This window comes from Alkalicella caledoniensis, assembly GCF_014467015.1.
Classification (GTDB): Bacteria; Bacillota; Proteinivoracia; order Proteinivoracales; family Proteinivoracaceae; genus Alkalicella; species Alkalicella caledoniensis.
In genome coordinates this window covers 568,222-580,127 of the sequence record NZ_CP058559.1, presented here as the reverse complement: position 1 = coordinate 580,127, position 11,906 = coordinate 568,222, and the positions used below count along the sequence as shown (strand labels likewise).

Here is an 11,906-nt window from a genome sequence, read left to right as displayed (position 1 = left end):
TAAAAATAAATTAAAATTTTGGAGGTACATAATGATGAATGAAAAAACTTTAAAACACCTTAAGGAAGCCTTTGCTGGGGAGTCCCAAGCAAACAGAAAATATCTAGCTTTTTCAAAAAAAGCTGAACAAGAAGGATTTACTAATGCAGCTAAAATGTTTAAGGCTGCCGCTGAAGCAGAGACTATCCATGCTCACTCACATCTAAAAGCAATGAAAGGTATCGGAACAACAGCGGAAAACTTAAAAGAAGGCGTTGAAGGTGAAACTTTTGAGTTTGAAAGTATGTACCCAGAAATGGTTAAAGAAGCTGAAGCAACAGGTGAAAAAGAAGCATTAAGATCCTTTACTTTTGCTATGAAAGCCGAAGAAGTTCATGCTAAGCTTTACCAACAAATCCTAGATAACCTAGATTCAAAAGACGAATTAACTTTCCACCTATGTACTATCTGTGGTAACGTTGAACTTAAACCAGTAGACAAATGCTTCATCTGCGGAGCAGGAGAAAAAGCATTTAAAATAGTAGAGTAGTATATTACACAGCCCCCCTGTAAAAAATACAGGGGGGCTTTTGGTTAGTACTTCACCTTTATAACTGCCTTCACTGGTACCTAAATAATCTAAATAAACTGAATCATTACGAAGACTTTACATCTGGTTTCATTATGATATTATTAGATATACGAACTAATTTTTAAATGGAGGGGCAGCCTATGGGTAGATTTAAATTTTTAAAACCTTTTTTTAAACAGTATAAATGGCATTATCTTTTTGGACTTTTTTGGCTATTACTAGTAAACATTATGCAGTTGATCATTCCGAGGGTTTTAGGAAACTTAACAGATCAGTTGGCAATTGGAACACTAAATTCAGATGGCCTAATTAGATATGCAGGTATTATTTGTGTAATCGCGTTTACAATAGCATTTAGTAGATTCATGTGGAGAATTTTTATAATTGGTACATCTAGAAAATTGGAATATTTTCTACGTAACAGACTTGTTGGTCATTTACAAAAACTATCCCCAGCCTATTTTAATCATCACAAAACAGGGGACCTTATGGCCCACGCTACAAATGACATAAATGCCATAAGAATGGCTTTTGGTCAAGGTGTTATTATGATAACAGATGCTGTGGTAATCTCAGTAATTACAGTATTTCTTATGATTAATCAAGTGGGTGTGGCACTAACTCTTATTGCCATGGTACCCCTACCCTTCATAGCAATCGGTGCGAGAATGATGGGTAAACTTATACATAAAAGATTTAGAGCAGTACAAGAAGCATTTTCGAACCTGACAGACAAGACCCAAGAAAATCTGTCTGGTATTAGGGTTGTAAAAGCTTTTGTTCAAGAAGGAGCAGAAATCCATAAGTTCAATGAAGCAAGCCAGAAACATGTTAATTCAAATATGCGTCTTGTTAAGATTTGGGGAGCATTACACCCACTAATACAAGTCATATCAACAATAAGTCTACTTTTAGTATTAGGATTTGGAGGTAGAGCCGTTATTTATGGAGATATATCCATAGGTGACTTTGTTGCATTTAATAGTTATCTGGGGATGATGATATGGCCAATGATGGCCATCGGCTGGGTAATGAATGTTATTCAAAGGGGAGCAGCATCCATGGATAGGATAAACGAGATTCTTCTAGAAAGACCTGAAATAAGGGATGCTAAGGATGCCCAGGACTTACAAGTGAAAGGTGAAATAGAGTTTAAGGACTTAACCTTTAGCTATGAAAAGGGAGAGCCTGCATTAAAAAATATAAATCTTAAAATATCCCAAGGTAAGACAGTAGCTATAATAGGTCGTACAGGGAGTGGTAAAACAACCCTTGTGAATTTACTTCTACGCTTAGTTAACTCACCTGAAGGAACTCTTTTTATTGATGGAGTAGATATTAATAAAATAAAACTGAAATCCCTTAGGGAAAACATAGGGTATGTACCCCAAGATAACTTCCTATTCTCAACATCTATTTCTGAAAATATAGCCTTTGCACTAGATGATTATACAAATACTCAAGTTACTGATGCAGCAAAATTTGCTCAAGTTTATGATAATATTATGGATTTTCCGGAGAAATTTGAGACAATGATGGGAGAGAGAGGGGTTACCCTATCTGGCGGCCAAAAACAACGTGTTTCTATAGCAAGGGCAATAATTAAAGACCCTTCAATACTTATTTTAGACGACAGTTTATCTGCAGTAGATACACACACTGAGGAAGAGATACTTAAAGGCCTTAAGACAATAATGGCTTCAAGAACTAGTATTATTATTTCACACAGGGTATCTACTGTTAAGGAAGCTGACGAGATATTAGTTATGGATGATGGGGAGATAATAGAGCGAGGTACCCATGAACAATTGGTAGAACATAAAGGACTGTACTATCAATTACATCTGAAACAACTATTAGAAGAAAAACTAAATAAGGCATAAGGGGGGAATAGATATGGCTAATAATATTCACGATGAAGAAATACTAGGAAAAGCCTATGACTCCAAATTAATGAAAAGATTATTAAAGTATGCTAAACCATATTGGAAGGCATTTGCATTATCCATATGTTTTCTACTAGTTATTACGGCAATTGATTTAACGAGACCATATCTTGTTAAAATAGCCATAGATGACTATATATTTACATCTCCCATGGTTGCATTTGATAATCCCGTTGATCATTCGAATGCTGTGGAATTTAGGGGGAGATACTTCGTTAAGGAAAGACTTTTACCTGAGGATTATCCTGATAATCCCAGATACCAAATAATGTCTTATGAAGGACAAAATTACTTGGTTCCATCAACCTTCAAAAGCGAAGACTTTCAAGTAAGAGAGGAAAATGGAGTAGTTTACTTTCTAAATGATGAAGGTGAGTTTTCAGGTGAACTCATGGACCGTGAATCCTACATAACATTTAGGGATCGAGATATAAATGGCCTGCTGAGAATAGGTTTAATATTCCTAGGAATTGTATTATTAGGGTTTGGGTTAAACTATGCACAGGTGATTTTGCTAAATAGGACTGGCCAGCAAATTCTGTTTAATCTGAGGGAAGAGATTTTTGTACATTTACAAAAGATGTCCCTAAGCTTCTTTGATAAAAACCCTGTTGGTAGATTAGTGACAAGGGTTACTAATGATACGGAAACCCTTAACGAAATGTTTGTAAACGTTATGGTTAACTTATTTAAAGATGTATTTATGCTAGTTGGTATTTTGATAATAATGGCTCGTCTTAATTTGAGATTAGCTACCATAACACTGCTAATGTTACCAGTAGTACTACTGTCCTCAGTAATCTTCAGAATTAAAGCAAGAACTGCATACAGGGAAGTAAGAACAAGACTTGCTAGGATTAATGCAAACATAGCTGAAAATATATCTGGAATGCGGATAGTGCAGATATTTAAAAAAGAACAAAAGAAATACAAAGAATTTGATGGGATTAATTCAAGCTATCTCGAAGCATCACTATCAGAAGTTAAAGTTTTTGCCGTATTTAGACCATTCATTGACTTACTTTACTTTTTATCCTTGGCGTTACTTATATGGTTTGGTGGAGGATCTGTACTAAGAGGAACCATAGAGTTCGGTGTATTGTATGCATTTATCAGTTACATTCAAATGTTCTTTCAACCTATAAATGATTTAACAGAAAAGTATAACATTCTTCAAGCTTCCATGGCATCCTCCGAAAGGATATTTCAACTTTTAGATACAAAAGCTGATATTAATAACCCAGAAGAACCAAAGGATATTACAGAAGTTGAAGGTAAGATAGAATTCAAAAACGTTTGGTTCGCCTACAACGAGGGAGAATGGGTTCTTAGAGATGTAAGCTTTACAATAAACCCAGGTGAGACAGTTGCCTTTGTAGGAGCTACAGGAGCAGGTAAAACATCAATAATAAGCCTGATTAGTAGATTCTACGATATACAAAAGGGTGAAATACTCATAGATGGAGTAAACATAAAGGATGTAACACAACAAGAATTAAGAAAATTCATAGGTGTTGTGCTACAGGATGTATTTTTGTTTAGTGGCGATGTTAAAACAAACATAAGACTAAACAATGAACATATTTCCGATGAGCAGATTGTTGAAATAGCTAGGACAATCAATGCTGATAAATTCATCGAAAAACTACCAGATAAGTATGATGAAGAAGTTCAAGAAAGAGGGTCGACATTCTCATCAGGCCAGCGACAGTTGCTAGCCTTTGCAAGGGCTTTAGCCTTTGACCCATCAATTTTGGTATTAGATGAAGCAACTGCAAATATCGATACGGAAACAGAAGTATTGATACAAGAAGCATTAGAGAAACTAATAGAAGGAAGAACAACAATTGTAGTAGCCCATAGATTATCTACAATCCAAAACGCTGATAAAATAATAGTTATGCATAAAGGGAAAATAAGAGAAATGGGTACCCACCAAGAACTTTTAGATAATGGTGGCATCTACCACGACCTATACCAACTTCAATACAAAGAAGAACTTGTTGAAAAGACAATATAATTAAAACCCAGCCTTACGTATTTTTTATACGAAAGGGCTGGGTTTTTAAGTGTAGCTCAATTAAATCTCTTTGTTTTTCAAGCTTCTTATGACCACAATTATTCCAACTACGATTAGAACAATAGGAGCTACTAACTTTGTATATTCCCTGAGATCGTACACATCCTTAATGTATCTATAGGCACCTGCAAAAGTTAGTGCAAAACCCGGGTAAAGAGGCCAAGTTTCTTTTGTGCCATCTAAAAGGTATGATAGTAGGAAAGCAACCCCCAGAAGTACTAAGAAGACAGACCTATGAATATAATAATAGCTATTTAGAACATTATAAAGCCCCACCGCAGTAACCACTAAACCTGGGACAAAGGTATACTCCCTGTGGTTTACTATGTTACCTAACAAGAGACCTAAGCCCACGAACAAAACTATATAATCCCTTGAAATTATATTTAAGTTTAATAATAAGAAAAAAAGACCAACTAATATAAGTATAATTCCTTGTTTTTTAGACACTTTATCAAATCCTTCCTATTTTCTTCTATTTAATATTATACTATTAAAAAGCTAGAAATGTGATGCCAATTAACAGAAATTAAAAAATGTGCAGGATAATAACCAATTAGCATAGAATTTTAGTATACTAAAGGATGTGCGGGAGGGGTTGGGATACATATGCTAGTAAGGCTTAACGGTGATAAAAATCATTTAATTGATGAAATACTAAATGAAATGGCCATAAAATATAGCAATGAGTATAGTCGTGACTTGAAATCATACTTTATGGAAAAAAGGGTTTTACTTAAAAAGGGAGTTATTACTGCATTTGGTTATGTAGATGGTAATAAGATAGCTGGATATTTAGAATACGAAATAGTTAGCCATTATAAAGCTTCCTTTACTATGTTATATGCAATATACGGATTAAAGAGGAATAAGATTTTATGCCAGCTATTAAATGAAAGTACACAGCTTCTTAGGGAAGAAAAAATAACTGAATTTGTTTGCAACATCCCTCCAATTAGTTCCATTCCTCTGACAAGGGTTTTAAACAAAGTGGGTTTTAATAGGTATAAGAGATTAGAGATGGAACTTGTATTAGACAAGCTGAGTTTAAATAACTTTGAGGAAATAACAACTGAAGGGTTCTGCTTAAGTAAAGCAGACGAACTAACTAAGCTGATGCTAAGATCCTTTGCAGGCAGTATAGATAGTATAATTTACTCAGAGTTTTTTACACCCAAGGGGCAAAGGAAGGTTCTTAATCAGATTGTTGAAGGAAATTATGGTGAATTTCTAGCACAGGAATCATTGTTTTTAATGAAAAACAATGAAATCATAGGATATGGTCTTGTTACTGCAAAGAACAGGGAAACATGTTTTTTAATGGACTTTGCAATTGCTCCCCATGAGCAGGGGAAAGGACTGAGTAAAAAGCTTTTAAATAAAATGTTTCAATTACTCATACAGAAGGGTTATACGAAAATGAGCCTTGCAGTAACAATGGATAACAAAAAGGCCCTAAATCTATACAAACAAATTGGTTTTAAAAAAATAAACTCCTTTAATATATATCTAAAGAACTAAATATTACAAAAGGAGAAATGACTTTTTTCGACATTTATTAACAAAAAATCACAAGAAAGTGTTATAATAATAACAATATTTCTAAACAGATTGAAGGAGGGAACACCAGTGAATGATAAACAAAAGATAATATATGAAATCGTTACAGATAACACCCTTACCTATAGACAAAAGAAACACCTTTTAGCATCACAGGCTGAAAACATTTTAGATTACCCCCAAATACAAGAAAAGACAAAGGAATACTACAGTAAAAAAATATTATGTGACCTTTATGAGGGACATGCTCCATATAGATCAAGGTATATTTTACCAGATTATGAACTGCTATTTGAAAAAGGCAGTAAGTTTTTAAATCTTAGTCCTCCTGAGGACTTATTTGAGGCTATCCAAACACTTTTAATTATGTATACCAATGTGCCGTCAATAACAGGCCAACCGGTTTTTTTAGGAGAAATTGATAAATTGCTAACACCATATGTTAAAGAGATGGATATTGACTCAGTTTACAAAATGATAAAGTGGTTTTTAATTAGTATAGATAGAATGATTGCAGATGGTTTTGCACACATGAATATAGGACCAGAAGATACCCTAGTGGGTAGGTTGATTCTTAAAGCAGAGCGTGAATTAAAGCAAGGTGTTCCAAATATATCCTTCAAATTTGATGAAAACCTAACAGAGGATAATTATCTTATTGAAGGTGTTAGAACGGCCCTTACCACAGGTAAACCACACTTCCACAACAATAAGATGATATGTGAGCAGGTGGGAAATTACGGGGTTGTAAGCTGTTACAATAGCTTGAAAATAGGGGGAGGTAGCCACACCCTTATTCGTATAAATCTGTTGAGGTTAGCCAAAGAGGCAATAAATCTTGATGATTTCTTAAATAATAAACTTAAGGAAATAGCTAAAGCAAGTGTTGATATGGCAAATGCTAGGGCTAAATTTTTAGTGGAAGATGTTAAGTTTTATGAGAATGATTTTTTAGCTGAAGAAGGTTTTATAGATTTGGAAAAATTCACTTCCATGGTAGGGATATTTGGGCTTGCAGAAACAGCTAACATGTTCTCTAATGGTAAATACGGAGTTGATTCTAACACCACAGACTTAGGTTTAAAAATAGTGGATACACTGAATAATTATTTATTAAATGAAGATGGACTATACTGTGAAGGAAGTGGAGGAAAGGTAGTATTTCACTCCCAATCTGGTATTTCCGAAGATGTGGAAGAAACAGCTGGAACCCGTATACCAATAGGAGATGAGCCCCCATTATTTAACCACTTAAGGGCAGTGATACCCTTTCATAAATACTTCACCTCTGGTGTAAGTGATATATTTATTTTTGATAAAACAGTGAGAGATAACCCACAATCAATGGCTGATATTATAAAAGGATCCATGAAAAGGGGACTTAGAACCTTTACTGTAAATGTAGGGGATAGTGATCTTATCAGGATAACAGGGTATATGATTAAACGTACAGACCTAGATAACTATAGAAAAGGGATCAAAAATAAGGATTCTTCTGCTAACTTAGGTGCTGAAGCAGTGGATAATCAAAGGATCCTAGAAAGAAAAATAAGAATAGCAGATGAATAAAGGTTTAGTAACCAAAATAATTGATTTTTCCTTTGTTGATGGACCTGGCAACAGGATGGCTATATTTCTGCAGGGGTGTAATTTCAACTGTGGTTATTGCCACAACCCTGAAACTATCAATAAATGTATAGACTGTGGAATATGTGTTTCAGCATGCCAAAGTGGTGCTCTAAAGACAATAAATAACAAGGTAATCCATAACGAGGAGAAATGTATTAACTGTGATCAATGTATATCTTTATGCCCACACTCTTCTACTCCGAAAGCCAAATATTATACTGTAGAACAACTATATAAGCGTATTTTGAATGTAAAAGACTTTATTCAAGGTATAACCATCTCGGGAGGGGAATGTACACTCCAGTGGCAATTCATAAAAGAACTCTTCGAGAAAATAAAAGGAAGCTTGGAGTTAACTACCTTCATTGACAGCAATGGATATATTGAAGATATTGCTTTAGACAACCTTATACCTATAACTGATGGATTCATGCTTGATCTTAAGGGAGTTAGCTCAGAGGTCCACAATTCAATTACAGAGCAGCCTAACCATAAGGTGATAAATAGCATAGAAAAGATTTTTAAAGCTGGCAGGATGCATGAATTAAGATATGTAGTGGTGCCAGGAGTTAATGATGAAGAAAATGAGATTATAAAATTAGGCGTTCTGGTAAATAGTCTAGATAGAAGTATTAGAACTATACTGATACCATTTAGAAACTTTGGAGTTAAAGGAAGGTATAGAGAGCTAGATTCTCCCACAAAAGAAAAAATGGAAAAAATTAAAGACATCCTTATAAAGCAAGGATTAACAAAAGTTATAATTAACAACTGATATGGAGGTAGAACTTGAAATTTTTAGAAGAACAAATAATAAAACACGGTAAGATAATTTCTAAGGATATAGTAAAGGTAGACTCATTTTTGAATCATCAATTAGATCCATACATCCTAGATACTATTTCAGACTCATTTGTGAAGAAATTTTCCCATTTAGAGCCAACAAAGATATTAACCATAGAAGCTTCAGGTATCGCCATCGCTATGTTAATGGGTGTAAAGATGGGTATACCAGTGATATTTGCCAAAAAGAAAAAACCTTCCACAATGACTGAAAGCTTTTACTACAGCGAAGTTTTTTCTTATACAAAGAAAGAGAAAAATGGGATAGTGGTATCCAAGGAGTTTTTGAACAACGATGATAAAGTTCTGATAGTAGACGACTTTTTAGCCATGGGAGCAGCAAGCTTTGGGCTTATAGATATTGTAAAGCAATCCCAAGGTGAGGTTGTTGGTATAGGTATAGCAGTAGAAAAAGGGTTCCAGCAAGGAGGTAAAATCCTTAGGGAGAAAGGTTACAATTTACACTCCTTAGCTATAATTGAGAAAATTGAAGATGAAAGAATCTATTTCAGGGATAACTGAGTAAATTAAAAAAGCGCCTTTAGGCGCTTTTTCTAATCTATGTTTATACTTCTATCCTTAGGGAGGATATGAAATATAAACCCAGGGTTATTAATTTCCACAAAGCTTCCATCAATTAAAAAGGTAAAATGTTCTGATGCAGAGTTTTTTCTCCATTTTGTTTCTATGTAATTGCCACCATAAAAAACGTATGCAGTATTCTCGCCAATTGTTTTCAAGTCCATTCCACCATTTGAAAGGGTTTGGAAATCAACCTTTATTACAATTACCCCATTAGCCATGAGGGATTGGTCATCTGTAAGCTCGTGGTAACTATCATTGGTGTATCTTATGTATTTTCTTAGGGAGCTACTATACTCATAGGAAATTTTATAGTTGTAAGAATTAGATCTGAAATAGGGTATGCTAAAGCTTGTTGCGTTTTCACTGGAAAAGTCTCCTTTGATACTTTGCTCAAATCTAAACTCTGTCATTTCAGTGAAACCTCTTCGTTCATAGGCTTTATTTAAGAGCTCTGTGGAAGTGTAGAGATTATGGGGAGCTTTTCTACTGTTATCGCGGTAGAAGGCAAAGGGTGTATTGTTGATTTCATCTAAGTCTTTGTTTATATCCCTTGCTATACGAGTAATGGCTTCTTTTGCGCCACCGCAATGGGCGAAGGCTGAGTCATATGGCAATATTAAATCTAAAAAATCTTCCCTTGCACTACGAACAGGACCTATTTTATCAACTTCCTCGTGTAAGTAAAAAGCTATGAACCTTGTTATGCCACCCTCCACAGGGACTTCATATATTCTCTGTGCTAAATTAAGACCTGTTTGGGGTCTAGCACCAGGGTTGTTGTCAATGGTAATAGTGAAAAGGTCACTATGTTCAATATTTGGTGCAAAGGCTTCCCTTTGATCTGAAGGGGAAGCATCTACGGGGTCTGGCTCAGGATCTACATTTTTACTACACCCTGCAACTAATAATACTAAAACAATAGATACTAGAAATATTCTTTTCAACATATTTATCACCTCAATCATATAATACCAGTAAATTAATACTTTTTGTTAAAAAACTTTAATTTATTTAGACGAATAATGAAACTTTTTTAATTCTTCCACGTCTATATGTACGAAAAAAGCAAAGGGAATTAGGGTATGGGTAATGTACACCATATATGCATGTAACAAGAAAAACGCCCGAGGGCGTTTTTTTGTTACATGCTTGATTTTTTACTTAAACCGCTTGTTAGCTGTGGAAGGTATATATAACTTCCTGCTAACATAAGCCCCGTTATTATAAGGGCTATAAATGGGTTCACACCAAGACCTGACAGGATAAAACCGATACTAGCAAAAACACCAGTGTAAAGTGCGTAAGGTAATTGAGTGTTAACATGCTTAATGTGAGAACAATTTGCCCCTGCAGATGAAAGAATTGTACTATCTGAAAGAGGTGAACAGTGATCACCGAACACAGCACCACCAAGTACTGCACCTATTACAGGAAGCAAAAGCTCAGTACCTGTGCCTGCAGCAGCAATAGGTACTGCTATAGGAATCATTATACTAAATGTTCCCCAAGAACTACCAGTTGAAAAAGCTACAATTCCTGAAATTGCAAATAAAGTTATAGGATATAAGAATAAAGGAAGGCTTCCACCACTTACTAAATTAGCAATATATTGCCCAACTTCAAGTTCTTTAGTGATAGATCCAATGGTCCAAGCTAGAGCAAGTATAACAACGGCATCTAGCATTGTTTTCATACCCTTTGTAAAGCCTGTGAAGATTTCAGTAAAGGGAACCACTCTTCTAACTGTATAGAGAAGAACTGTAACGATTACAGCTATAAAACCTCCGTAAATTAGGGCAACAGCTGGGTCGCTATCTGCAAATGCATCCCACAGTGTTACTCCGCCGTCGAAGAAGCCGCCAGAATATACCATGGATATCAATGTACCGAAAACTAAAGTTGCGATGGGTAGCACAAGGTCAATTACTGAACCTTTTCCACCTTCAAACTGCGTGGTTTCTTCTTGGTCATATACAGGATTTTGCTCTGCCTCCACCATTGGACCAAAATCTCTACCAACAACCGCTACTAGCACAACAAGTAGTAGGGCTAATATAGCATAAAAATTATATGGAATTAGATATATAAATGCCATAAAAGGATTCATATCTATTCCGTAATTAGGAAATTCACTGGCAAGTAAGGACATAACGAAAGCAATCCAAGTGGATACGGGAGCGATTATACAAACAGGTGCAGCCGTAGAATCCAGTATATAAGCCAGCTTTTCCCTTGAAATTTTGTGTTTGTCAGTTATGGGTCGCATTATAGCACCAACGCTCAAACTGTTAAAATAATCGTCAATGAACATGACGATACCTAAGGCCCAGGTTGTTAGCAAGGCGCCTCTTTTAGTTTTAATTCTGTTTGCTGCCCACTCACTAAAGGAAAGTGTAGCACCACTATGTGTTACCATACCGATTATCGCCCCTAATAGTAAACAAAAAAGAATAATAGGGGTATTCCACTCAGGGTCCGCTATGCTCTCCACAAGTGTTGTCGTAATTAGGTCAAAAGCAGTAAAGAGATTGAATCCTGTAAGCAACATTGCACCTGCAAAAATTCCTACAAATAATGAAAATATAACTTGTTTTGTTATAATAGCTAAAATGATTGCTAAAACAGGGGGAAGTAAAGCCCAAATAGTATTTTCCATAATAAACAACTCCTTTAATAATTTTTTACAAAATAA

The 11,906-nt window shown here is 35.1% G+C and carries 10 protein-coding genes; 7 read left to right on the top strand and 3 right to left on the bottom strand.

Features of this window, described 5'->3' with window-relative positions; translation table 11 throughout:
- Window positions 1-31: 31 nt before the first annotated feature.
- From HYG86_RS02950 to HYG86_RS02940, 3 genes are all read left to right on the top strand, one after another.
- Window positions 32-529: a rubrerythrin family protein gene (locus HYG86_RS02950; RefSeq protein ID WP_213167459.1), complete on the top strand. Its 498-nt coding sequence runs from the start codon at window positions 32-34 to the stop codon at window positions 527-529.
- Window positions 530-711: 182 nt separating this feature from the next.
- Complete coding sequence (locus tag HYG86_RS02945) at window positions 712-2,454, top strand: ABC transporter ATP-binding protein (RefSeq protein WP_213167458.1); 1,743 nt, start codon at window positions 712-714, stop codon at window positions 2,452-2,454.
- A 13-nt stretch (window positions 2,455-2,467) separates the two neighbouring features.
- Window positions 2,468-4,537, top strand: a complete 2,070-nt coding sequence (locus HYG86_RS02940) for an ABC transporter ATP-binding protein (protein ID WP_213167457.1) — start codon at window positions 2,468-2,470, stop codon at window positions 4,535-4,537.
- A gap of 60 nt (window positions 4,538-4,597) precedes the next feature.
- On the opposite strand, the gene HYG86_RS02935 is transcribed toward HYG86_RS02940, so the two are convergent.
- A complete protein-coding gene (locus HYG86_RS02935; RefSeq protein WP_213167456.1) occupies window positions 4,598-5,047 on the bottom strand; it encodes a hypothetical protein in 450 nt (149 codons plus the stop codon).
- Window positions 5,048-5,206: 159 nt separating this feature from the next.
- Here HYG86_RS02935 and HYG86_RS02930 point away from each other — a divergent pair, with 159 nt between their 5' ends.
- The 4 genes from HYG86_RS02930 to HYG86_RS02915 all read left to right on the top strand — a co-directional run bounded on the left by HYG86_RS02930 (window position 5,207) and on the right by HYG86_RS02915 (window position 9,151).
- Window positions 5,207-6,118, top strand: a complete 912-nt coding sequence (locus HYG86_RS02930) for a GNAT family N-acetyltransferase (protein WP_213167455.1) — start codon at window positions 5,207-5,209, stop codon at window positions 6,116-6,118.
- Between the two features lie 108 nt (window positions 6,119-6,226).
- Window positions 6,227-7,726 carry a YjjI family glycine radical enzyme gene (locus tag HYG86_RS02925; protein WP_213167454.1) on the top strand — a complete coding sequence of 500 codons (1,500 nt, stop codon included), beginning with the start codon at window positions 6,227-6,229 and terminating at the stop codon, window positions 7,724-7,726.
- Window positions 7,719-8,561, top strand: coding sequence for a YjjW family glycine radical enzyme activase (locus HYG86_RS02920; RefSeq protein ID WP_213167453.1), 843 nt, complete (start codon window positions 7,719-7,721; stop codon window positions 8,559-8,561). The genes HYG86_RS02925 and HYG86_RS02920 overlap by 8 nt, the downstream gene beginning before the upstream one ends.
- A 14-nt stretch (window positions 8,562-8,575) precedes the next feature.
- On the top strand, window positions 8,576-9,151 hold the full coding sequence (locus HYG86_RS02915) for a xanthine phosphoribosyltransferase (protein WP_213167452.1): 576 nt from the start codon (window positions 8,576-8,578) through the stop codon (window positions 9,149-9,151).
- Between the two features lie 32 nt (window positions 9,152-9,183).
- Here the strand turns inward: HYG86_RS02915 and HYG86_RS02910 are convergent, their stop codons facing one another.
- Both HYG86_RS02910 and HYG86_RS02905 read right to left on the bottom strand, forming a co-directional pair.
- The gene (locus tag HYG86_RS02910; protein ID WP_213167451.1) at window positions 9,184-10,161 is read right to left on the bottom strand and encodes a DUF3048 domain-containing protein; all 978 of its coding nucleotides are present in this window, start codon (window positions 10,159-10,161) and stop codon (window positions 9,184-9,186) included.
- 194 nt (window positions 10,162-10,355) lie between these two features.
- Entirely contained in the window at window positions 10,356-11,870 is a 1,515-nt protein-coding gene (locus HYG86_RS02905; protein ID WP_213167450.1) for a Na+/H+ antiporter NhaC family protein, read from the bottom strand.
- Between the last annotated feature and the right edge of the window lie 36 nt (window positions 11,871-11,906).